Source organism: Asanoa sp. NPDC049573 (genome assembly GCF_040676615.1).
Classification (GTDB): domain Bacteria; phylum Actinomycetota; class Actinomycetes; order Mycobacteriales; family Micromonosporaceae; genus Asanoa.
This window is the reverse complement of sequence record NZ_JBFAPI010000005.1, coordinates 440,118-461,623: the sequence shown is the minus strand read 5'-3', so window position 1 is coordinate 461,623 and position 21,506 is coordinate 440,118. Positions and strand designations below refer to the sequence as shown.

Below are 21,506 nucleotides of genomic sequence, written 5' to 3'. Positions count from 1 at the left end.
TAACGGGGCGATGTCCATACGACCAGGAACAGGCATCCGCCCAACCCGCCCAGCAACGCCGGCAGGGACCGGGGCGTCAGCGCGTTCACGCGCACATCATCCCCAGCGGTCCCCCGTTGGCACGTACCCGTAATGACATGAGAGCAGGATTCCGTGGTCGTTACGGGTGTGACCTGAGTTCCGCTACTCATCCGCGCTGGGTAGCGGAGCCTGAACCGGTCCGGCGGCCGTCGGGTCGGACGGTCGCCGGACCGGTCGTCGTCAGCTGGCGTAGGTTTCGAACTCCGCCACCCTCGGGGTGCCGGACGAGCTGGTGATGTCGAGGGTGATCTTCTTTGCCGACGTGCGCGTGAACGTGATGACGCCCGCCCGGCTGCCAGAGGCCAGGACCGCGCCCGTGTCGCCGTTCAGGACCCGCCACGAGCCGATGCTGCCCACCGCGCCCGACGCCTCGCGGATGTTGATGCGGGAGACCGAGGTGGCCGAGCCCCACTTGATGGAGATCGAGCCGGTCGCGCCCGCCGGGGACCAGTAGGTGGCCATGTCGCCGTCGCGGACGTTGCCGTAGCTCGTGCCGCTGGCCTTGCTGGAACCGTCAGAGCCCGCGCCGATGCTCAGGTTGGTGCCGCTCGGCGGCGTCGTGGGGTTTGACGTGGGCGGCGGCGTGGTCGGGCCAGAAGTCGGGTTGCCGCTCGGCGGGTTCGTCGGCGAGCAACTGCCGTTGGAGACCTGCAGGCCGCGGTTGGCACCGGCCGTCGCGGCGACCACGCTCGGCACGCACGAGGCGCCGTCCAAGGTGAACGCGTACGGGATGCTCACCGTCGTGTTCGAGGTGACGTTCGGACCCGCCGGGTTGGTGTCGTCGCCGGGTGCCGACCAGGTCACGTTGTCGAAGATGTTGCCGCTGACCTGCCAGGTGCCGGCCTCACTCGTGTAGAACGTGCCCAGCACGTCCTTGGAGTTCTTGAAGTAGTTGTTGTCGACCCGCGCGCGGGCGCCGGCCCGGGAGTTGATGCCCGACTCGTTGAGGCTCACGTAGTAGTTGTTGTACATGTGCGCGATGCCGCCGCGCAGCAACGGCGTACGCGAGTCGATGTTCTCGTAAAGGTTGTGGTGGAACGTCACGAACCCGTTGGAGCGGTCGCTCTCGCTCGAACCGATCAGGCCGCCGCGGCCCGAGTTGCGTAGCGTGCTGTAGGACAGCGTCACGTACTGCGTGTTGTCCTTCATGTCGAACAGGCCGTCGAAGCCCGCGTCCTCACCGCCCGAGGCCAGCAGGTTGACGTGGTCGACCCAGACGTTGCGGACGTCGCTCTCCATGCCGATCGCGTCGCCGCCGTTGGACGTCGGCGAGCCGGACTTCTTGACGTTCTGCACCGTCACGTTCTGGATGATGATGTTGCTGGCCTCGCGGATGTGGATGCCCACCTGGTCGAAGACCGCGCCGTTGCCGACGCCGACGATCGTGACGTTGCTGATCTGCTTGAGCTCGATCACGCCCGCGGCCGTGTTGCAGCTCGCGCCGGAGACCTTGGTCGTGTTGCCGTGGTTGATGGTGCCCTCGACCTGGATGACGATCGGGGTGCTGCTGCTGGCCCGGCCGCACAGGGCCGCGTGGATCGCCGTGCCCGTCGTGGCCCGCACCGTCTGCCCGCCCGCGCCGCCGGTGGTGCCGCCGTTCTGGGTCGCGTAACCGGTCACGCCGCCGACCGCCGCCGAAGCCTCGGGGGTCGCCAGCACCAGCGCTCCGATCACGGCCACGGCGGCCGCCGCGGCCAAGGGAAACAGGGCTCGTCTCATCATCGTCCACCTTCGTAGAACCGGGGTAAGGGATCGAACTATGCTGATGTCCAGGTTAGGAAAGCGCTTACCTAAGGCACAAGAGCTGGCGTTTGCAGGTTTGTTGCAGGACCCCTCGACGGGCGGATGATCCGGGGTTACAGTCCCAGCCAGTCTCGGCTTACCAGCCGGTAACGAGTTGAGGGGACGGCGGAAGCTGATGCCGGAGCTGCCTGGCGGGTTCCTGTGGGGGGTGTCCACCTCCGCCTACCAGATCGAGGGCGCGGTCACCGAGGACGGCCGCGGGCCATCGGTCTGGGACACCTTCAGCGCGGCACCCGGCCGTATCGTCGACGGGACTACCGGCGCCGTCGCCACCGACTCCTACCACCGCTACGCCGACGACGTGGCGCTGATGCGCGACCTCGGTGTCGGCGCCTACCGCTTCTCGGTCGCCTGGCCGCGGATCCAGCCCGACGGCACCGGGCCGGCCAACGCCGCCGGGCTCGACCACTACGAGCGGCTGGTCGACGCGCTGCTCGACGCCGGCATCGCGCCGGTCGCCACGCTGTTCCACTGGGACCTGCCGCAGGCGCTCCAGGATCGCGGCGGCTGGCTGTCGCGGGAGACCGCACACCGCTTCGGCGAGTACGCGGCCCTGGTCGCCGGCCGGCTCGGCGACCGGGTCCGGATGTGGATCACGCTCAACGAGCCGTTCGTGCACATGTCGCTGGGCTACGCGCTGGGCACCCACGCGCCGGGCGAGCAGTTGCTCTTCGACGCCTTCCCGGTGGCGCACCACCAGCTTCTCGGGCACGGGCTCGCGGTCGCCGCGCTGCGCGACCACTCGAGCAGCCCGGTCACGCTGGCCAACAACTACTCCCCCGCCCGCCCGGCGACCGACGACCCCGCCGACCTGGCCGCCGCCGCCGCCTACGACGCGCTGCAGAACCGGGTCTTCACCGACCCGCTCTTCGGCCTCGGCTACCCCGAGGGCGCCGCCGACCTGTCCGTCGTCCGCGAGGGCGACCTCGACGTGATCGCGGCGCCGATCGACGCGCTGGGCGTCAACTACTACAACCCGACCGGCGTACGCGGCCCAGCAGACGGGAGCCCGTTGCCGTTCGAGATGGTGCCGCTGGAGGGCTACCCGACGACGGCGTTCGGCTGGCCGGTGGCGCCCGACGGGCTGCGCGAGATGCTGGTCGCGCTGCACGCCCGCTACGGTGCCGCGCTGCCGCCGGTCTACATCACCGAGAGCGGCTGCGCGTACGACGACGTGATCGGTCCCGACGGCTCCTGCGACGACCCGCAGCGGATCGCCTACCTCGACGCCCACCTGGATGCCCTGGCCGCGGCCCAGGCCGACGGGGTCGACGTGCGCGGCTATTTCGTCTGGTCGCTGCTCGACAACTGGGAGTGGGCCGAGGGGTTCACCAAGCGGTTCGGGCTGGTGCACGTCGACTTCGACACGCAGGCGCGTACGCCGAAAAGCTCCTTCGCCTGGTTGCGGGAGCGCATCCGTGACCACCGTTGACCCGGAGGCGTCCGCCTTACCGGCGGCGCTGGCCGAGCCGACGGTCCGGGTCCGGCGCGGCTGGGTCGCGCTGCTGTTCTCGGCCAACCTGGGCGTCTGGATGGCGTTCTTCACACCGATCCAGATCCTGCTGCCCAACCAGGTCGCCGCGATCGCCCCGGGCCACAAGGAGACGGCCCTGGCCTGGGCGATGGGCTTCGGTGCGCTGGCCGCGATCGTCGCCAACCCGCTGGCCGGCGCGTTCTCCGACCGCACCTGCCTCACCATCGGCGGTCGGGTCTTCGGCCGCCGGCACGTCTGGACCGTCGCGGGCGCCGTGCTCGGCGCGCTGTCCCTGCTGTTGCTAGCCCAGCAGCAGACGATCCTCGGCGTCACGCTGGCCTGGGTGGCGGCGCAGGCCGCCTTCAACGCGATGCTGGCGGCGCTGACCGCGGCCCTGCCCGACCGGGTGCCGGTCGACCAGCGCGGCGGCGTCTCCGGCTGGGCCGGCATCCCGCAGGCACTCGGCCTGGTGATCGGCGCGGTCCTGGTGACCACGATCTTCACCGGCAACGCGTCGGGTTACGTGGCGGTGGCGGTCGCCGTCCTCCTGCTGGGTCTGCCGTTCGCGTTCTTCACCGGCGACGACCCGCTGCCGCGCGAGCACCGGCCGCCGTTCTCGCTGCGCGCACTGGTGCTCGGCATGTGGATCAGCCCGCGGCGCCACCCGGACTTCGCGTGGGCCTGGGGCACCCGGTTCCTGGTGCAGGTCGGCAACGCGCTGGGCACGCTCTACCTGCTCTACTTCCTGGAAGACGGGGTGCACTACGCCGACCCCGAGGGTGGGTTGCTGATCCTGATCCTGCTCTACACGGCCGGCATGATGGCCACGGCCGTGGTCGCCGGGCGGCTGTCCGACCGGTCCGGCAGGCGCAAGGTATTCGTGATCTGGTCCGGCATCATCATGGCGGTGGCCGCGCTGATCCTGGCGATCTGGCCGATCTGGCTGGCCGCGGTGGTCGCGGCGGTCCTGCTCGGCGCCGGCTACGGCGCCTACCTGGCGGTCGACGCGGCGTTGATCACCCAGGTCCTGCCGGCGGCGACCACCCGCGGCAAGGACCTCGGCGTGATCAACATCGCCAACTCGGCACCGCAGGCGCTCGGCCCGTTCGCGGCGGCGTGGATCGTGGTCTATCTGGGCGGCTATCCCACTCTGTTCGCGGCGACCGCGGTGATCACGCTGCTCGGCAGCGTCCTGGTGCGGAAGATCCGCTCAGTCCCCTAATAAGCCGGACATTTCCGGCAGTTCATGTCGGGCCGTTTCTTCCGGCTTTGCTCTGCACCCTTGGAGGAAGCGCGTCCTGACCTGGGCGCTTCCTGCAGGGGTGCAGAGCAAAGGCCGGCGAACGCCCCGGACCTGGGCGCTTCCTGCACGGGTGCAGAGCAAGGGCCCAGGCCCTTGCTCTGCACCCATATAGGCAGCGGCCGTCGGCGGGGCGCGCCTATATGGCAGCAGAGCAACGCGCGGGAAACCTGGTGGCGGCCCGCCCTGGGGGCGCCCGTAGGCTGGACCGCGTGACGGTACGCGTGCGATTCGCCCCCTCCCCGACGGGCATGTTCCATGTCGGCGGCGCCCGGACGGCGCTGCAGGACTGGATCTACGCCAAGCAGCACGGCGGGGTGTTCGTGCTGCGCATCGAAGACACCGACGCCGCGCGCAACCGCCCCGAATGGACCGAGGGCATCCTGTCCGCGCTCGACTGGCTGGGCATCCGGCGGGGCAGCTACGAGGGCCCCTACTTCCAGTCGGCCAACGCCGACGAGCAGCGCGCCGCCGCCGGCCGGCTCTACGACGCCGGGCGGGCCTACTACTGCGACTGCACGCGGGAGATGGTGCAGGCGCGCACCGGCAACGCTTACACCGGATATGACGGTTTCTGCCGCGACCGCAACCTCGGGCCGGGCGAGGGCCGGGCGCTGCGGTTCCGCACGCCCGACGAGGGCGAGACGAAGGTCATCGACCTGGTCCGCGGCGAGCCGACCTTCGAAAACGCCAAGATCGAAGACTTCGTGGTCGCCCGGGCCGACGGCTCGCCGGTGTTCCTGCTGGCCAACGTCGTCGACGACATCACCATGGGCATCACCCACGTGATCCGGGCCGAGGAGCACCTGCCCAACACGCCCAAGCAGCAGTTGCTCTGGGATGCGCTCGGTGTCAAGCCGCCGGTCTGGGCCCACGTGCCGGTCGTGGTCAACGAGAAGCGGCAGAAGCTGTCGAAGCGTCGGGACAAGGTCGCCCTTGAGGCCTACCGCGACGAGGGCTATCTGGCCGACGCGATGCGCAACTATCTGATGCTGCTCGGCTGGGCACCGGCCAACGACCGGGAGATCGTGCCCTGGTCGGTCATCGAGGAGGAGTTCCGCCTCGAAAACGTCAACCCTTCGCCCGCGTTCTTCGACGAGAAGAAACTGCGCGCGTTCAACGGCGAATACATCCGCGCGCTGAGCGTCGACGAGTTCATCGCGGCGTGCCAGCCCTGGCTCACTGGCACCGCGACCATCGCGCCGCCGCCGTGGCGGCCCGAGCGGTTCGACCCGGCCCTGTTCGCGGCCGTCGCGCCGTTCGCGCAGACCCGGGTCGCGGTGCTCAGCGAGATCGTGCCCAATGTGGACTTCCTGTTCGTCGACGAGCCGGCCTTCGACGAGGCGGCCTGGGCGAAGGCGATGAAGGACGGCGCGGCCGAGCTGCTCGACGACGCGGCGCGGGCCTACGAGGCACAGACCGACTGGAGTGCCGAGGCGCTGAAGAGCACGCTCGAAGAGGTCGGCGCGGCCCGCGGGCTCAAGCTGGGCAAGGCCCAGGCCCCGGTCCGGGTCGCCGTCACCGGCCGCTCGGTCGGCCTGCCGCTCTTCGAGTCGCTCGCGGTGCTGGGTCGGGAGCGCACGCTGGCCCGGATCCGCGCGGCCCGCGCCCGGCTCTGACGGCCTCCCCGGCCCCCACGGCATTGCCGTCGCCGGTTACGATGCCGGCCAGCCTTCGATCACCATCGTGGTCCCTCGCAAGGGTCAACGAGATGGCAGAAGCTGCAAATAACCCGACCGTACGGTGCAACCGACCGGACGTGCGCGGAGTCTAGAAAGTAAGCACCAGCCAGCCATCGGAACGGGGCGAGGAGGACGGTGGTGGGGCGATCCGTCTCTAGACGCTTGTTGCTGGTGGTTGCCGCCGGCTTGCTGCTCGGCACCGCCGGCGCCGCGACGCCGGCACTGGCCGCGGCCCCGGCGACCACAGTGGTCGGCCAGGCGCCCAAGGCACCCAAGGCGACGGCGTTGACCCTCAAGAGCGAGGGCATGGCCGACATCACCGTCACCGCCACCGAGAAGCCACAGCTCTTCGGCGACCTGCTCAAAGAGGTCAGTTTCCTGAGCGAGCCCGGCGGGCAGATCGCCGCGCCGAAGACCTCGACGCTGGGCCGCAAGTTCACCGTCGACATCCAATACGACAACAAGCCGCGCTACACCTACGACCTCTACCCGCTGGCCAACGGCGGTCCGAAGGCGTTCCGCCCGGCCGCGCAGCCCGACAAGCGCAAGACCAGCGCGGCCTGGTTCCTCGGCCGGATGACGATGTCCGAGGCGCTGCGCATCGCGGGCGCGCCGATCCCGGAGAAGCCCGACGTGATGAGCGGCGGCATCGGCGGCGGCTCCCGGGTCATCCCGGAAGACTCCCTGCCCACCGGCCACGACCTCGACACGCTGCTGGCCGAGTTGCGCCGGCTGATGCTGCTCAACGGCGGCGTCGTGCTGGTCGTGCTGTTCATGCTCGCCGGCGTCGCGCTGCTCATCCGGCACCGCGCGCGCTGAGGTCAGGCCGCTCCCGAGCGGCCGATGATCTGCTCGATCAGGCGGATCTCGTCGTCGAGGTCCGCGGCGAACTCCGCGTCCCAGTCACCGGCCGCGGGCTTCGCACCGAACCTGCCGTTGACCTCTGAGTTGGCGAAGCCGAGCAGCAGCGTCGAGAGCAGCCGCTCGAGCCGCGGCACGTCGGCCGCCGGCACACCGGCGGCGCCGAGGATGTCGGAGATCAGGTCATCGAGCCGGCGGGTCTCCGCGGTGGCGCCGGGCCTGGCCACGATCAGGGGGTACGCGCCAGGGTGCCGCCGGGCCAGCGCCCGCACCGCGGCCGACACGGTCCGCAGCCGGTCCTGCCAGGAGCCCGCGGCGGGTGCCATCGCCAGCAACTCGCCGAGCAGCCGCTCGACCACCCCGTCGAGCAGGGCGTCCTTGCTGCGCACGTAGGGGTAGATCGCCATCGGGCTCAAGCCGAGTCGCTGGCCGACCGCCCGCATCGAGACAGCGGCGATCCCCTGCTCATCGGCGATCACGATCGCCTGGTCGATGATCTGCCGCTGCTTCTCGTCCATATCGGGCAAAATTTACATTACGAACCGGCTAGCCGTGCCCGGCCCGCTAGCACCAGCGGTCTGGTGGGCGTTCCCGCCGGGACGCGCGACGCCGCGGCCGGACCGCGCCGTGCCGGTGCGCTCCCGCCCAGCCGGGGCGCTCGCTGCGGCAGGCCGGCGCGCGGCCGCCGTGCAGCATCGGGCCGGAGGCCGCGTCGGCGACGTGGCAGCCCTGCGGCTCGTCGTCGTCGTCGCTCGGGTCGTCGGCGCGCTCCACGCGGTGGCGTTCGGCCGCCGGGCCCGCACAGATCCGCCGGACCGGTCGGCCGATCGCGGCCGGAGCCACCTCGTCCGGATCGTGCGGTTGGCTCTCCGCGTCGGCGCAGCCGGAATCGGCCTCCCCGTGCGCCATCACGGCCTCCTGTTCTGCGCCGTTCCGCCACCCGGCCGCCACCGGATGACCCATCAGGCCTTCACACCCTAATGGGCTGAGCAGCGAAAATCCCGTCCGCGGGGCCGGGGTAACTGCCTGCATATTGCAGCAATCCGCTCCGTCAACGAGCCCTGTCCTCTTTGGCCCGTCCCGGGAAGAGTGTCGCCCACGCGGGACCGACGATGAACCAGATCACCACGACGGCGGGCATCCGCTGGAGCCACGCGACGAGGCCGGCCGCGCGTTCCGCGTCGCGGACCAGGAGGATGCCCGCGCCGAGCAGCGCGGCCGAGATCCCGCAGGCGATGACCGCCTTGCCCCACTCGCGCCATTCGTAGCGCGCCCGGGCCCAGCCACCCTTCGGCGGCTTCCACGGCGGCGGTCCGCCGGCGAACCGGTGCGCGAACCGCTGGTCAGCCCAGCGGATCATGGCGTGGCCGAACATCACCGTGAAGCCGAGGTAGATCGCCGCCAGCCCGTGCATCGGGCCGGCCGTGCCACCGCGGCGCAGGTCGAGAATGGTGGCGAGGAGCAACACCAGGTCGAGGACCGGCGAACCGAGCAGGAGTACGACGCTGAGCCGGCGCAACCGCAGCAGGTAGCGGGCGACCAGACCGGCACCCAGCAGCACCCAGAAGCCGACTTCGCTGGCCACGATCAGCGCCACAATCATGGAACCAGCGTTTCGCGGGCCGGGCGGCGCGGCGTCGCCGCCGCTGACGAAACCGGTGTCCTCCTCGGGGTGGAGCGGCCTCCTCTCGCAGGCGGAGGCTTCGGCGCGCGAGGCGTGGTTCCATCGAGGGCATGCTCCGCATCCCCCCGCGCGGTTCGCTCGCCCGCGACCTGGCGCTCGCCGCCGTCGCGCTGCTCGGCGGGACATTGATCATCGTTTCCGGCGCCTACCGCACGCTCCAGCCGGCCCCGCTCGACGCCGCACCGGAATGGTTGATCTACCTGCCGATGGTCACCGCGAGCGGCGCGGTGGCGTTGCGGCGACGGGCGCCGCGGACCGGTCTCGCGATCGGCACCGCCGCGCTGGTCGCCGACCTGGCCCTCGGCGGGTCGATCGGGACGTTGCTGATCTACACCCAGGTGCTCTACGACGCGTGCGTCTTCGGCCCGGCCCGGCTCTGGCGGCGGGCGCTGGAGGTCTCGATCGTGGTGGTCGCGGCCACCGCCGTGCTGGGCGTGATCTCCGAGGGCTCGGTGCGCGGGCTGGCGCTGGGCATCCCGGCGGTTCTCGTGCTGGTGCTGCCGATCCTGACCGGGCTGAGCGTCCGGCAGTACCGCGACCAGGCCGAGTTGGCGCGCTCCCGGGCCGAGCAGACCGCGCGGGTCGCCGAACTCGACCGGCGGCAGGCGGTGGCGGCCGAGCGCACCCGGATGGCGCGCGAGTTGCACGACATGGTCGCCAACCACCTGAGCGTGGTGGCGATCCACGCCACGGCGGCGCTGAGCGTGCCCAACCTGTCGGCGGCACAGGTCGAGGAGTCGCTGCGGGTGATCCGCCAGAACAGCGTGCAGGGCCTGGCCGAGATGCGGCAGATGATCGAGGTGCTGCGCGGCCCGGAGGGGATGCCCGGCGACGACCCGGTCGCGCCGGGGTTGGCCGAGGTCGAGCACCTGGTCAGCGGCGCCCGGGCGGCCGGGCTCGCGGTCGAACTGACCACGACGGGCTCACCGCGGGCGTTGCCGGTGGGTGTCGACCTCGCCGGCTACCGGATCGTGCAGGAGTCGCTGACCAACGCGCTCAAACACGGCACGGGTACGGCCAGCGTCACGGTCGACTATGGCCCCGACGAAGTGCGGCTGACCGTGCACAACCCGGTCGCGTCGCCGGGCCCGCTGGACCATCTCGGCGGCGGGGCCGGGCTGATCGGAATGCGCGAACGGGCCGCCCTGTTACGGGGCCGGCTCGACGCGGGCCCGGACACCGGCGCGCGGTGGCGGGTGGTCGCGGCGTTGCCGCTCGAGGCGGCTTAGCGTCGCCCGTTCGAGGGATTGGCCGGGCTACGCCACGCGGGCGCCGCGCCGGGTAGCGGTCGGTCCGCCGCCGGTTCGTGTCGCGACGCGCGCGGCGAGCGGGACCACCGCGAAGGCGAGGAGTACGCCGCCGACGACGTCGCTGGGCCAGTGTGCCAGCAGGGCGACGCGGGTGTAGGCGATGAACAGCGTGAAGGCCGCCGCCGCAGTGCAGAGGGCGGCGCGGGTCGGCGCGCTGGTGCGGTGCCAGGCAAGCAGGACCACCGCCAGGGCGAACGCGGCCGCGTTGGTGGTGTGCCCGCTCGGGAAGCCGGAACTCGCGACCGAGACGAAGCCGTCGACCGGGCGGGGCTTGTGCAACAGGGCGTGCAGCAGACCCCACGCGATCGGGACGACCGCCGTGACCAGGCCGCAGAACAGCGCCGTCCGGCCGTCGCGGCGGAGGGCGAAGAGCAGGGTCGCCGCGGCGCCGGCGGCGAGGAACGGGATCGTCGCCGCGACGCTGGTCAAAGCCCGCAACCAGTCGATCAGCACCGGGTGTGCGAGGCCGTGGGCGCGCAGCGTCGCGCTGGCGTCGTCGTCCCAGCGGACCAGTGGCGGCCAGGCCGCGGCCACCAGGCCGAGCAGCACCCCGAAAGCGGCCGCGGCGGCGACAGGCAGGGCGGCCGGCGGGCGCGTGGGAAGGCGGTGCATCCCGGCCAGCCTATGGTGTATGTCGTGGATGACCAGCCAGCAGACAGTCTCGCGGCGACGTTGCGCCGGATCGAGCGGTCGGCCGGCGCCCTCGCGACGGCCAGCGTGGCGCGGATGGACGAGACTCTGGTCTGGTTCCGCCAACTGCCGGCCGACCAGCGGTCCTGGGTCATGCTGGTGGCCCAGGCCGGCGTGCGGTCGCTGGTCGAGTTCATGCGCCAGGGCCCGAAGAGCCGGCCCCGCGAGGTCTCCGACGAGGTGTTCGCCGCCGCCCCGCGGGCGCTGGCCCGGAGCATCAACCTGCAGCAGACGGTGGCGCTGATCCAGGTCACCATCGACGTCGTCGAGGAGCGGGCGGCCCAACTGGCCGCGCCCGGCGAAGAACGCGACCTCCGCGAAGAGGTGCTCCGCTTCTCCCGGGAGATCGCATTCTCAGCGGCCCGGGTCTACGCGCGGGCGGCCGAGTCGCGCGGTTCGTGGGACGCCCGCCTGCAGGCGCTGCTGGTCGACGCGCTGCTCCGCGGCGACTCCACCGACGTGCTGGCCAGCCGGGCCGCGGCGCTCGGCTGGGCCGACGCCCCGCCGGTCGCGGTCGCCGTCGGGCGCTCCCCCGGCGGCGAGGTCGCGCCGGTGCTGCACACGGTCTACCGGCACGCCCGGCGGATCGGCGTCGAGGTGATCAGCGGCGTCCACGGCGACCGCCTGGTCGTGGTGCTGGGCGGCGCGGCCGATCCGCTCAACGCGACGGAAAAACTGCTGGAGGGCTTCGGCACCGGGCCGGTGGTGGTCGGGCCGGCGGTGGCCAGCCTCGACGAGGCCACCGAATCGGCGCGGGCCGCGCTGGCCGGTTTCCGGGCCGCGCCCGCCTGGCCGGACGCGCCGCGCCCGGTCGCCGCGGCGGCGCTGCTGCCGGAGCGGGCGCTGGCCGGTGACGCCGCCGCCCGCCGGGCGCTGCGCCGCGACGTCTACGGCGCGCTGGTGCGGGCCGGCGGCGAGCTGATCGAGACGCTGGACGCCTTCTTCGCGGCCGGCGGCGTGCTGGAGAGCGCGGCCCGATCGCTCTTCGTGCACCCCAACACCGTCCGTTATCGGCTGCGGCGGATCGGCGACGTCACCGGCTTCTCGCCGCTGTCGCCGCGCGACCTGTTCGCCCTGCGGATCGCATTGACCGTCGGGCGGCTCGACCCGCGCGGCGGGGCGTCGCCGGTCAGCCCGGCGGACGCCTGAACGCTCGTTTGGAAGAAATTACGCCATACCGCACGTGATCGCTGCCACTCGTTGTAGAAAACCTACAAAACCAATAGTGTGGTTTGGTGCCTGCCGGCAACCACATGACCCACGAGTATCCCGCAGAGTCGTAAACGTGCTCGCCGTACTCTCTCCTGGCCAGGGCTCGCAGAAGCCCGGTTTCCTCGCTCCGTGGGTCGAACTTCCCGGCGCCGAGGCCCGGCTCCGTTGGTGGTCGGCACTCTCCGGAGTCGACCTCGTGCAGCTCGGCACCGAGGCCGGCGCCGACGAGATCAAGGACACGGCGCGCACCCAGCCGCTCCTGGTCGCCGCGGCACTGCTCGCCGCGGAGCGGCTGCCGATGCATGACGTCGCCCTGGTGGCCGGCCACAGCGTCGGCGAACTCGGTGCCGCGACCCTCGCCGGGGTGCTCCCGGCCGAGGCGGCCGTGACGCTGGCCGGCGTCCGCGGCCGCGAGATGGCAGCGGCCTGCGCGCTCGAGCCGACCGGCATGTCGGCCGTGCTCGGTGGCGACCCCGACGAGGTGCTCGCCGCGATCGAGTCCCACGGCCTCTTCCCGGCCAACCGCAACGGTGCGGGCCAGGTCGTGGCCGCCGGCGCGATCGACGCGCTGGCCAAGCTCGCCGCCGAGCCGCCGGCCAGGGCGCGGGTCATCGCGCTGCAGGTCGCCGGCGCCTTCCACACCCCGTTCATGGCCCCCGCCGAACAGGCGCTGGCCGCCGTCGCGGCCGGCATCACCCCCGCCGACCCGACCCGGATCCTGCTCTCCAACCTCGACGGCAACGCGGTCACCCACGGCCGCGAGCTGCTCACCCGCCTGGTCCGACAGGTCACCGCGCCGGTCCGGTGGGACCTGTGCATGCGCACGCTGGCCGACCTCGGCGTGACCGCGGTGATCGAGCTGCCACCCGCCGGCACCCTGGCCGGGCTGGTCAAGCGCGAGCTCAAGGCCAACGGCATCGAGATCGTGACGCTCAACACTCCCGACGACCTGCCCGCCGCGCGCGACCTCGTGGCCCGCCACGGTGTGGCGCCGAGCCACGAGCCGGCACCCCAGTTCCGCGTCGTCGTCGCGGGTGCGGCGGGTATGTTCGCTCCGTCGGACGGGCTCGCCGAGGGCGACGCCGTCCGGACCGGTCAGGTCATCGGGCACGTCATCACCCGGCAGGGCCCGGTCGACGTGGCCGCGCACAGCGACGGCCTGCTGACCGAATGGCTCGCCCACCACGACGACCCGGTCGCACCGGGCCAGCCGCTCGCGCGCATCGGAGGACAACCCGCATGACAGGCTCCCGCATCCTCGCCTTCGGCCACTACCAGCCGTCCCGGGTGCTCACCAACGACGACCTGGCCCAGATCGTCGACACCAACGACGAGTGGATCCGGGACCGGGTCGGCATCGCCACCCGCCGGATCGCCGACAGCGAGACGGTCGCCGACATGGCCGGCTTCGCGGCCGAGAAGGCCCTGGCCAACGCGGGCCTGACGCCGGCGGACATCGACCTGGTCGTGGTCGCCACCTGCAGCTCCGTCGACCGCAGCCCCAACGTGGCCTGCCGGGTCGCCGCCAAGCTCGGCATCAACGCGCCGGGCGCCTACGACATCAACACCGCGTGCTCCGGCTTCTCCTACGCGCTGGGCACCGTCGACCACGCGATCCGCGCCGGAGCGGCCCGCAACGCGCTGGTCATCGGCGCCGAGAAGCTCTCCGACTTCACCGACTGGACCGACCGGTCGACCTGCATCATCTTCGGCGACGGCGCCGGCGCCGCGGTGGTCACCGCCGCGGCCGAGGAGGACGCGCCCGGCGTCGGCCCGGTGATCTGGGGCTCCGTGCCGGAGAAGTCCGACGCGGTCCGGATCGAGGGCTGGCGGCCCTACATCCAGCAGGAGGGCCAGTCGGTGTTCCGCTGGGCCACCACCGCGCTCGCGCCGCTGGCCCTGCAGGCCTGCGAGCGCGCCGGAGTGGCGCCCGAGGAGATCGCCGCGTTCGTGCCGCACCAGGCCAACGCCCGCATCATCGACGGCATCGCGAAGCGGCTCGGCATGCCGCAGGCGGTCGTCGCCAAGGACATCGTCGAGTCCGGCAACACGTCGGCGGCGAGCGTGCCGCTGGCGCTGTCCAAGCTGATCGAGCGACGCGAGGTGCCGTCCGGCGCCCCGGTGCTGCTGTTCGGTTTCGGCGGCGGTCTAACGTACGCCGGGCAGGTTGTTCGCTGCCCGTAAGCGCGCGACAGGCATCACCACACCACATCCCGAGAGGAAACAACCGCAATGACCCGTGACGAGATCACGTCCGGCCTGGCCGAGATCCTGGAAGAGGTTGCCGGCGTCAACCCCGACGACGTGGCCGAGGAGAAGTCGTTCACCGACGACCTCGACGTCGACTCGCTGTCCATGGTCGAGGTTGTCGTCGCGGCCGAGGAGAAGTTCGGCGTCAAGATCCCCGACAACGAGGTCCAGAACCTCAAGACCGTCGGCGACGCCGTCACCTACATCGAGTCGAACGCCTGACATGAGTCGCCCCGACGTCGTCGTCACCGGGCTCGGAGCGACGACCCCGCTCGGCGGGGACGTCGCGTCGACCTGGGACGCCATGCTGGCCGGCCGCTCCGGGGTGGGTCCGCTCACCCAGGAGTGGGCCGGCCAACTGCCGGTCCGGATCGCGGCGCAGCTCGCGGTCGAACCAACCGAGAAGATCGACCGGGTCAAGCTGCGCCGGCTCGACCGCTCCGAGGCGATCGCGCTGATCGCCGCGTACGAGGCCTGGGCCGACGCCGGCCTGGCCGACTCCGGGCTCGACCCGGAGCGGCTCGCGGTCAGCATCGGCTCGGGCATCGGCGGCGCCACCACGCTGCTCGCCCAGGACGACATCCTGGAAGCGTCCGGCCCGCGGCGGGTCTCCCCGCACACCGTGCCGATGCTGATGCCCAACGGCCCCGCCGCCTGGGTCGGCCTCGAGCTCGGCGCGCAGGCCGGCGTCCACTCGGTGGCCAGCGCCTGCGCGACCGGCGCGGAGGCGATCGCCCTCGGCCTCGACATGATCCGCGCCGGCCGGGCCGACGTGGTCGTGGCCGGCGGCACCGAAGCGGTCATCCACCCGCTGCCGATCGCCGGTTTCGCCTCGATGCGGGCCATGTCGACCCGCAACGACGAGCCCGAGAAGGCGTCCCGGCCGTGGGACAAGGCCCGCGACGGCTTCGTGCTCGGCGAGGGCGCCGGGGTGCTCGTGCTGGAGCGTGCGGACCACGCGGCCGCGCGCGGTGCCCGGGTCTACGCCCGGGTCGCCGGTGCCGGCCTGACCTCCGACGGCTACGACATCGTGCAGCCGCACCCCGAGGGGCGCGGCGCGATCCGCGCGATCGCCAAGGCGATCGCCGACGCCGGCGTCGCCAAGTCCGACATCGTCCACGTCAACGCACACGCGACGTCGACGCCGGTCGGCGACCTGGCCGAGATCGTCGCCCTGCACGCCGCGCTCGGCGGCCACCCCGTGGTGACCGCCACCAAGTCGATGACCGGGCACCTGCTCGGTGCGGCCGGCGCGCTCGAGTCGATCGCGGCGATCCTGGCCATCCGCGACAGCGTGGTGCCGCCGACGATCAACCTCGACGACCCCGACGACAAGCTCGACCTCGACGTGGCCGCCAACAAGACCCGGCCGCTCGAGATCCCGGCCGCGCTCAACAACTCGTTCGGTTTCGGCGGCCACAACGTGGCGCTCGTGTTCACCCGGGCCTGACGGAAGAAGCACCGATGACCAGCACCATCGTGCCCGACGAGCAGGCGGCCGTGGACCATCGTGATCCCGAGGTGCGGCTGCGCGCCCTCTTCGACGCCGGCTCGCTGCGCCTACTCGCGCCGCGCGACGGCTCGGGGGTGCTCTGCGCCCGCGGCGAGATCGAGGGCACGCCCGCGGTGGCGTACGCGACCGACGCCACCCGGATGGGCGGCGCGATGGGCACCGAGGGCTGTCAGCACATCGTCGACGCGATCGACCTCGCGGTGCGCGACCGCGTACCCGTGCTGGGTCTGTGGCATTCCGGCGGTGCGCGGCTGGCCGAGGGCGTGGTCGCGCTCGACGCGGTCGGCCAGGTCTTCGCGGCCATGGTGCGGGCGTCGGGGCGGGTGCCGCAGATCTCGGTCGTGCTCGGCCCGGCGGCCGGCGGTGCCGCCTACGGGCCGGCGCTGACCGACATCGTGGTGATGAGCGGGGCCGGCCGGATCTTCGTGACCGGCCCCGAGGTGGTCCGCAGTGTGACCGGCGAGCAGGTCGACATGGAGCGGCTCGGCGGCCCCGAGCCGCACGGCCGGCGCTCCGGCGTCGTGCACGTGACCACGGCCGACGACGGGTCGGCGCTGGCCGAGTCGCGCAGGCTGGCCGCCCTGCTCGGCCGGCAGGGCCGGATCTCGCCGGCCGACATCCGCACCGACGACGAGGAGCACGACCTCACCGGCACGATGCCGGAGGCGGCCAACCGGGCGTACGACGTCAAGCCGGTGGTCAAGGCCCTGCTCGACGAGCCCGGCGTGGAGTTGCACGCCAAGTGGGCACCCAACATCGTCACGACGCTGGGTCGGTTCGGTGGCCGCACGGTCGGCGTGATCGCCAACAACCCGCTGCGGCTCGGCGGATGTCTCGACGCGGCCAGCGCCGAGAAGGCCGCCCGGTTCGTGCGGATGTGTGACTCGCTCGGCGTGCCGCTGATCGTGCTCGTCGACGTGCCCGGCTACCTGCCCGGCCTCGGCCAGGAGTGGGACGGCGTGGTCCGGCGCGGCGCCAAGCTGCTGCACGCGTTCGCCGAGGCGGTCGTGCCCCGGGTGACGCTGGTGACCCGCAAGGCCTACGGCGGCGCCTACATCGCGATGAACTCGCGGTCGCTCGGCGCCACGGCCGTGTTCGCCTGGCCGGCCGCGGAGATCGCCGTGATGGGCGCCTCGGCCGCGGTCAACGTGTTGCACCGCAAGAAGCTGGCCGCCGCACCGCTCGACGAACGCGAGGCGCTGCGCGCCCAGCTCATCGAGGAGCAGGTGAAGGTCGCCGGCGGCGTGCAGCGCGCGCTGGAGATCGGCGTCGTCGACGACGTGATCCAGCCGGGCGAGACCCGCCGCCGGATCGCCGAGGCGCTGGCCGCCGCCCCGGCCGCCCGCGGTGCGCACGGGAACATCCCGCTCTAGCGGCGGTTGCGCGGGTGGTTCTTCGCCGTCCGTTCGTTGCCGTGCCGGTAGTTGCCGGTCCAGCGGGCCATCACTTCCTGCGGGTCGTCGCCGACCTCGGCCAGGAACTCGGCCGCGCGACCGCCGCGCAGGGTGGTCGCCGGGCGGCTGTGGTGGGTGATCACGACGGACCCGTCGGCGCGCTCCGTGTAGGCGAAACCGTGTGGGTCGGGCATGGCGGGCAGCGTACCGCCGACGGGTCGATAAGGTGGTGCCCGTGGAAGCGACCGAGATTCGCAAGCTCGCCGCGCTCGAAGACCGCCACTGGTGGTATTACGAGCGCCGCGTGCTGCTGGCCCGGTCGCTGCGCAAGCTCGGCACGCCCGGCGCGGCGCTCGACATCGGCGCGGCCGGTGGCGGCAACACCCGAGTGCTGCGGGCGCACGGCTGGCGGCCGGTCGCCCTCGAATACGGTGCCGAAGGTGCGTCGGTCGCGCGCGAGCGTGGCCTGTCGGTGATCCGCGCCGACGCCCGCCACCTGCCGGTGCCCGCCGAGCGGCTCGACCTGGTCACCGCGTTCGACGTGCTCGAGCACATCGACGAGGACCACGAGGCCGCGGCCGAGATCCGGCGGGTCCTGCGGCCGGGTGGCACGGTGCTGATCGCCGTACCCGCTGACATGAAGTTGTGGTCGGCCCACGACGAAGCGGTCGGCCACGTCCGCCGTTACGACCGGTCGGGTCTGCTCGACCTGGTCGAGAAGGCCGGCCTGGTCGTCGACGAGCTGTGGAGCTGGAACGTGCTGCTCCGCCCGGTCGCCGCGTGGCGCCGGCGCAGGTCGACCGGCAGCGACCTCGACGATCTCGCCACCCCGGTCAACCTCGGCCTGCGCGCGGTGATCGCGGCCGAACGCTATCTTCCGGTGAAGTCACTGCCCGGCGTCTCGCTGATGATGCGCGCCCACCGTCCGGCTTAGGAGTTCCGTTCCCGTGTTGACACCGCTGAAGAACCTGCTCGGCAACGTCACGATGTACGTCGCCCTGCAGAAGGCGCTCGGCTCGGACCGCCTGCGCTACCGCTGCCTGGCCGAACTCGACCTGCGTGACGGCGACACGGTGATCGACGTGGGCTGCGGCCCGGCCTACTACTTCGACCGGCTCCCCAAAGTGACCTACTTCGGCTTCGACACCTCGGAGCGCTACATCGCACACGCGTCGGCCCGCTACGGCTCGCCGCGGGCGTCGTTCTCGACCGAGATCTTCGGCGAGCAGCACCTGGGCGTGCTGCCACCCGCCGACGCGGTGCTGCTGCTCGGCCTGCTGCACCACCTCTCCGACGACGACTCGCGGTCGCTGCTGCGGGTCGCCTCGCGGGCGCTGGCGCCGGGCGGCAAGGTGATCGCCGTCGACACCTGCTACGCACCGGGCCAGGGCCGGGTGTCCAAGTGGATGAGCGACAACGACCGCGGCGAGCACGTCCGCGAGCCGGCCGCCTTCGAGGCCCTGGCCCGCGAGTCGTTCGCCGACGTCTCGGGCGAGGTGGTCGACGACGCGATCCGGGTGCCGTCCAGCTTCTGGCTGATGCGGATGGCGAGCCCGCTATCGGTGGCGGCCGCCGGCTGAGCCCATGCGCCGAGTCCACCTGGAAGCCGCGGAGGATCATGTCCAGCGGCTGGCGCGTGAGAACGACCCACTTGGTGCGGTCAAGGAGCTGATCTGGAACGCGCTCGACGCCGACGCGACGCGGGTCGACGTGGTGTTGCACCGGTCGCCGCTCGGGGCCGTCGAGCGGGTGACGGTGCGTGACGACGGCACCGGGATGGCACCGGAGGCGCTGGCCGCGGCGTTCGACCGGATCGGCGGGTCGTGGAAGAAGTGGACCTCCGGCACACTGCTCAAGCAACGCACCCTGCACGGCAGCAACGGGCAGGGACGGCTCCGGGCGTACGCGCTCGGCGACCACATCCGGTGGACGACGGTGGCCGACGGCGGGGCGGGGCGGTCCCGGACCGAGGTGTCGGCGCATGCCACCGCCCGCAACGACTTCCTGATCGGTGACAGCCGCCCCACCGCGGAACCGACCGGCACCCTGGTCGAGGCGTGGGGCAAGCAGTCGCCGCGGCTCGACCGGCTGCCGTTGCGCGCCAACCATCGCCGGCTGACCGCCGAGTTGGCGCCCTACCTGATCGCCTATCCCGAGGTCACCGTCGTCTACGACGGAGTGCCGGTCGACCCGGGCACCTCGATCCGGCGCACGGCGGTCTACCCGCTGACCTTCGGGGCCGAGACGGCCCAGCTCAAAGTCATCGAGTGGTCAGCGGCGGTCGACCGCGAGCTGCACCTCTGCGACCAGCACGGCATCCCGGTCGGTTCGGTCGACGCCGGCATCCGGGCGCCGGGCTTCGAGTTCACCGCGTACGTGCTGTGGCACGCGATGGCCGACAACGTGGGCGACGTCCACCTCGGCGACGGGCACGACAGCGACGTCACCGCGCTGGTCGCCGTCGCCCGGGAGCAGCTCCGGGCGCACTTCCGGAGCCGGGCCGACGACCGGCGGCGCGAGTTGGTCGACGGCTGGCGAGCCGAGGGCAGCTATCCCTACGACGGCAGGCCGGTCGGCGAGCCCGCCCGGGTCGAGCGGGAGACGTTCGACCTGGTGGCCACCACCGTCCACCGGCACCTCCCCGGCCGCGGCACCCAGCGGCGCGGCACGCTGCGGCTGCTGCGCGAGGCGCTCCGGTCGCGGCCGGAGCGGGTCGGCGAGCTGCTCGACGACATCTTCAAGCTCTCCGACGACGAGCGCGGCCAGGTCGACCAGGCGCTCCGCCGCGGTGGCGCGGCCCGGCTGATCCGCACCGCGGCGACCGTCGCCGACCGGCTGGCCGTGATCGGGGACCTGCGCCGGCTCGCCCTCGACGAGCGGGCCGGCGATCCGGCCGGGCTGCGGGCGCTGTTGACCGACGCGCCCTGGGTGTTCGGCGAGCGACACGGCCTGCTGGCCGCCGACGCCACGCTCGACGGGGTGCTGGCGCGGCACGGCGACGTGCGGGCGCTGCTCGCGCTGGCCCGCCGCGAGCACGAGGGGCGGCAGCACCTGGTCGTCGTGGCGACACCGCACGTCGGGGTGAAGGACCTGGCCCGGGTGACGGCCTACGCGGACGCCGTCGCTGCCGACCACCGGTTCCAGGGCCGGCGGGTCGACTGGGACGTCTGGCTGATCGGGAGCGAACTGGACAGCGCCGTCCGGTTGGAGGCCCGCCACCCGGAGCGGCCGCCGGGCTGCGTGCAGGACCGGGTCGACGGCGGCACGCGGGTACGGGTCTGGGCCCGCGGTTGGTCCGAGATGATCCACGAGTGCGCCGACCGGGTGCGGTTCTACCAGGACGCGCTCTAGTCGGGCCTGGTTTCCCGGTCGATGCGCAGCTCGCGTTCGAGCTCCGACAGCGCCAGGCGCAGGTCGTCGATCCGCTGCGCGATCACGATCCGGTCGACCTCGTCGGGCTCACCGTCGCCGTCGCTGTCGTACCCGGGCGCCAGCCCCTCGGTCATCTCCAGCCGGCGGGCCTCTTCCATCGAGTTGACGATGACGGCGATCAGGATGTTGAGCAGCAGGTTCGCGGTGATCAGCACGTAGCTGATGTAGTAGACGAGCGTCCACGGCGAGACGGTCAGGCCGTCCTCGATCAGGCCCGGCAGCGTCTCCTGGGAGAGCAGCACGAACAGGGTCAGCACCGCCCGGCCGATCGTGCCGTACTCATCGGGGAAGCGCTCGGCGAAGATCAGCCAACCGGCCATGCCGTAGACGTAGAGCGTCACCAGCGCCAGAGCGAGGAACCCGCCCACGCCGGGCAGGCTGCGCAGCAGCGCGGTGACGATGGTGCGCAGACCGGGCGAGAACCGGACCAGCCGGAGTACGCGCGCGATGCGCACGATGCGCAGCGCGGTCGGGTCGCCGTTCAGTCCGGGCACGAACGCGGCCGCGATGACCGCGAAGTCGAAGATGTTCCAGCCGTGCCGGAAGAAGTCCTGCGGCCGGCGCCCGTGCGCGCCGAGGCGGATCGCGATCTCGATGACAAAGATCACCCGGAACGTCCACTCCAGACCGTGCAGCAGTGGCCGGGCCCCGCCGAGGTGCGGGTAGGTCTCGACGCCGAGCACCACCGCGTTGGCGCCGATCACGACCACGATAACCACGTCGAACACCCGCGAGGCGACGATCCGGGCGCACCGCGCGGCGAACGGTGACAAGCGCTCGGTCGTGGACCGTTGGGCGGGCACCGTTGGCTTGATCATCA

Annotated in this window: 21 protein-coding genes; 14 read left to right on the top strand and 7 right to left on the bottom strand. The window is 72.2% G+C overall.

The features are described from left to right. Positions 1 to 261 precede the first annotated feature (261 nt). Complete coding sequence (locus tag AB0J74_RS15115; protein WP_363448310.1) at positions 262 to 1,800, bottom strand: polysaccharide lyase family 1 protein; 1,539 nt, start codon at positions 1,798 to 1,800, stop codon at positions 262 to 264. Between the two features lie 199 nt (positions 1,801 to 1,999). Between AB0J74_RS15115 and AB0J74_RS15110 the strand changes: the two genes are divergently transcribed. The 4 genes from AB0J74_RS15110 (at position 2,000) to AB0J74_RS15095 (ending at position 7,159) form a co-directional block, all read left to right on the top strand. Further along, the gene (locus AB0J74_RS15110; RefSeq protein WP_363448309.1) at positions 2,000 to 3,316 is read left to right on the top strand and encodes a GH1 family beta-glucosidase; all 1,317 of its coding nucleotides are present in this window, start codon (positions 2,000 to 2,002) and stop codon (positions 3,314 to 3,316) included. Next, a complete protein-coding gene (locus AB0J74_RS15105; protein WP_363448308.1) occupies positions 3,303 to 4,580 on the top strand; it encodes an MFS transporter in 1,278 nt (425 codons plus the stop codon). The genes AB0J74_RS15110 and AB0J74_RS15105 overlap by 14 nt, the downstream gene beginning before the upstream one ends. Before the next feature lie 302 nt (positions 4,581 to 4,882). Next, positions 4,883 to 6,277: a glutamate--tRNA ligase gene (gene gltX, locus AB0J74_RS15100; RefSeq protein ID WP_363448382.1), complete on the top strand. Its 1,395-nt coding sequence runs from the start codon at positions 4,883 to 4,885 to the stop codon at positions 6,275 to 6,277. 234 nt (positions 6,278 to 6,511) lie between these two features. Further along, positions 6,512 to 7,159, top strand: coding sequence for a hypothetical protein (locus AB0J74_RS15095; protein ID WP_363448307.1), 648 nt, complete (start codon positions 6,512 to 6,514; stop codon positions 7,157 to 7,159). Positions 7,160 to 7,161: 2 nt separating this feature from the next. On the opposite strand, the gene AB0J74_RS15090 is transcribed toward AB0J74_RS15095, so the two are convergent. The 3 genes from AB0J74_RS15090 to AB0J74_RS15080 form a co-directional block, all read right to left on the bottom strand. Then, entirely contained in the window at positions 7,162 to 7,719 is a 558-nt protein-coding gene (locus tag AB0J74_RS15090) for a WHG domain-containing protein (RefSeq protein ID WP_363448306.1), read from the bottom strand. Positions 7,720 to 7,765: 46 nt separating this feature from the next. Then, complete coding sequence (locus AB0J74_RS15085) at positions 7,766 to 8,110, bottom strand: hypothetical protein (RefSeq protein WP_363448305.1); 345 nt, start codon at positions 8,108 to 8,110, stop codon at positions 7,766 to 7,768. Between the two features lie 142 nt (positions 8,111 to 8,252). Continuing rightward, a complete protein-coding gene (locus tag AB0J74_RS15080; RefSeq protein WP_363448304.1) occupies positions 8,253 to 8,804 on the bottom strand; it encodes a hypothetical protein in 552 nt (183 codons plus the stop codon). A gap of 131 nt (positions 8,805 to 8,935) precedes the next feature. Here AB0J74_RS15080 and AB0J74_RS15075 point away from each other — a divergent pair, with 131 nt between their 5' ends. Then, the gene (locus AB0J74_RS15075; protein WP_363448303.1) at positions 8,936 to 10,114 is read left to right on the top strand and encodes a histidine kinase; all 1,179 of its coding nucleotides are present in this window, start codon (positions 8,936 to 8,938) and stop codon (positions 10,112 to 10,114) included. A 27-nt stretch (positions 10,115 to 10,141) separates the two neighbouring features. On the opposite strand, the gene AB0J74_RS15070 is transcribed toward AB0J74_RS15075, so the two are convergent. After that, a complete protein-coding gene (locus tag AB0J74_RS15070) occupies positions 10,142 to 10,807 on the bottom strand; it encodes a phosphatase PAP2 family protein (protein ID WP_363448302.1) in 666 nt (221 codons plus the stop codon). Between the two features lie 12 nt (positions 10,808 to 10,819). Between AB0J74_RS15070 and AB0J74_RS15065 the strand changes: the two genes are divergently transcribed. The 6 genes from AB0J74_RS15065 (at position 10,820) to AB0J74_RS15040 (ending at position 17,233) form a co-directional block, all read left to right on the top strand. Next, positions 10,820 to 12,034, top strand: a complete 1,215-nt coding sequence (locus tag AB0J74_RS15065; RefSeq protein WP_363448301.1) for a helix-turn-helix domain-containing protein — start codon at positions 10,820 to 10,822, stop codon at positions 12,032 to 12,034. A gap of 136 nt (positions 12,035 to 12,170) precedes the next feature. Beyond that, positions 12,171 to 13,340 (top strand): acyltransferase domain-containing protein, encoded by a 1,170-nt coding sequence (locus AB0J74_RS15060; protein ID WP_363448300.1) that lies wholly within the window; start codon positions 12,171 to 12,173, stop codon positions 13,338 to 13,340. Continuing rightward, entirely contained in the window at positions 13,337 to 14,281 is a 945-nt protein-coding gene (locus AB0J74_RS15055; RefSeq protein WP_363448299.1) for a beta-ketoacyl-ACP synthase III, read from the top strand. Before AB0J74_RS15060 ends, AB0J74_RS15055 begins: the two co-directional genes overlap by 4 nt. A gap of 48 nt (positions 14,282 to 14,329) precedes the next feature. After that, a complete protein-coding gene (locus AB0J74_RS15050; protein ID WP_116075309.1) occupies positions 14,330 to 14,569 on the top strand; it encodes an acyl carrier protein in 240 nt (79 codons plus the stop codon). 1 nt (position 14,570) lies between these two features. Next, complete coding sequence (fabF, locus tag AB0J74_RS15045; protein WP_363448298.1) at positions 14,571 to 15,797, top strand: beta-ketoacyl-ACP synthase II; 1,227 nt, start codon at positions 14,571 to 14,573, stop codon at positions 15,795 to 15,797. A 14-nt stretch (positions 15,798 to 15,811) separates the two neighbouring features. Further along, on the top strand, positions 15,812 to 17,233 hold the full coding sequence (locus AB0J74_RS15040) for a carboxyl transferase domain-containing protein (protein ID WP_363448297.1): 1,422 nt from the start codon (positions 15,812 to 15,814) through the stop codon (positions 17,231 to 17,233). Here AB0J74_RS15040 and AB0J74_RS15035 read toward each other — a convergent pair. Further along, positions 17,230 to 17,448, bottom strand: a complete 219-nt coding sequence (locus AB0J74_RS15035; protein WP_363448296.1) for a hypothetical protein — start codon at positions 17,446 to 17,448, stop codon at positions 17,230 to 17,232. The genes AB0J74_RS15040 and AB0J74_RS15035 overlap by 4 nt on opposite strands. A gap of 41 nt (positions 17,449 to 17,489) precedes the next feature. On the opposite strand from AB0J74_RS15035, the gene AB0J74_RS15030 reads away from it, so the two are divergent. From AB0J74_RS15030 to AB0J74_RS15020, 3 genes are read left to right on the top strand one after another with little or no spacing between them, the layout of a single operon-like run. Further along, complete coding sequence (locus tag AB0J74_RS15030; protein WP_363448295.1) at positions 17,490 to 18,188, top strand: class I SAM-dependent methyltransferase; 699 nt, start codon at positions 17,490 to 17,492, stop codon at positions 18,186 to 18,188. Positions 18,189 to 18,201: 13 nt separating this feature from the next. Next, on the top strand, positions 18,202 to 18,834 hold the full coding sequence (locus AB0J74_RS15025; protein ID WP_363448294.1) for a class I SAM-dependent methyltransferase: 633 nt from the start codon (positions 18,202 to 18,204) through the stop codon (positions 18,832 to 18,834). Positions 18,835 to 18,838: 4 nt separating this feature from the next. Then, positions 18,839 to 20,605, top strand: coding sequence for an ATP-binding protein (locus AB0J74_RS15020; protein ID WP_363448293.1), 1,767 nt, complete (start codon positions 18,839 to 18,841; stop codon positions 20,603 to 20,605). Here AB0J74_RS15020 and AB0J74_RS15015 read toward each other — a convergent pair. Beyond that, positions 20,602 to 21,504, bottom strand: a complete 903-nt coding sequence (locus tag AB0J74_RS15015) for an ion transporter (protein ID WP_363448292.1) — start codon at positions 21,502 to 21,504, stop codon at positions 20,602 to 20,604. The two genes, AB0J74_RS15020 and AB0J74_RS15015, sit on opposite strands and share 4 nt — an antisense overlap. Between the last annotated feature and the right edge of the window lie 2 nt (positions 21,505 to 21,506).

What these genes read in the sequence shown, in the direction of transcription:
- AB0J74_RS15115 (WP_363448310.1), bottom strand. Translation starts at nt 1,800, where the DNA reads ATGAGACGAGCCCTGTTTCCCTTGGCCGCGGCGGCCGCCGTGGCCGTG.
- AB0J74_RS15110 (WP_363448309.1), top strand. Translation starts at nt 2,000, where the DNA reads ATGCCGGAGCTGCCTGGCGGGTTCCTGTGGGGGGTGTCCACCTCCGCC.
- AB0J74_RS15090 (WP_363448306.1), bottom strand. Translation starts at nt 7,719, where the DNA reads ATGGACGAGAAGCAGCGGCAGATCATCGACCAGGCGATCGTGATCGCC.
- AB0J74_RS15085 (WP_363448305.1), bottom strand. Translation starts at nt 8,110, where the DNA reads ATGGCGCACGGGGAGGCCGATTCCGGCTGCGCCGACGCGGAGAGCCAA.
- AB0J74_RS15080 (WP_363448304.1), bottom strand. Translation starts at nt 8,804, where the DNA reads ATGATTGTGGCGCTGATCGTGGCCAGCGAAGTCGGCTTCTGGGTGCTG.
- AB0J74_RS15075 (WP_363448303.1), top strand. Translation starts at nt 8,936, where the DNA reads ATGCTCCGCATCCCCCCGCGCGGTTCGCTCGCCCGCGACCTGGCGCTC.
- AB0J74_RS15070 (WP_363448302.1), bottom strand. Translation starts at nt 10,807, where the DNA reads ATGCACCGCCTTCCCACGCGCCCGCCGGCCGCCCTGCCTGTCGCCGCC.
- AB0J74_RS15065 (WP_363448301.1), top strand. Translation starts at nt 10,820, where the DNA reads ATGGTGTATGTCGTGGATGACCAGCCAGCAGACAGTCTCGCGGCGACG.
- AB0J74_RS15055 (WP_363448299.1), top strand. Translation starts at nt 13,337, where the DNA reads ATGACAGGCTCCCGCATCCTCGCCTTCGGCCACTACCAGCCGTCCCGG.
- AB0J74_RS15050 (WP_116075309.1), top strand. Translation starts at nt 14,330, where the DNA reads ATGACCCGTGACGAGATCACGTCCGGCCTGGCCGAGATCCTGGAAGAG.
- fabF (WP_363448298.1), top strand. Translation starts at nt 14,571, where the DNA reads ATGAGTCGCCCCGACGTCGTCGTCACCGGGCTCGGAGCGACGACCCCG.
- AB0J74_RS15040 (WP_363448297.1), top strand. Translation starts at nt 15,812, where the DNA reads ATGACCAGCACCATCGTGCCCGACGAGCAGGCGGCCGTGGACCATCGT.
- AB0J74_RS15035 (WP_363448296.1), bottom strand. Translation starts at nt 17,448, where the DNA reads ATGCCCGACCCACACGGTTTCGCCTACACGGAGCGCGCCGACGGGTCC.
- AB0J74_RS15020 (WP_363448293.1), top strand. Translation starts at nt 18,839, where the DNA reads ATGCGCCGAGTCCACCTGGAAGCCGCGGAGGATCATGTCCAGCGGCTG.
- AB0J74_RS15015 (WP_363448292.1), bottom strand. Translation starts at nt 21,504, where the DNA reads ATGATCAAGCCAACGGTGCCCGCCCAACGGTCCACGACCGAGCGCTTG.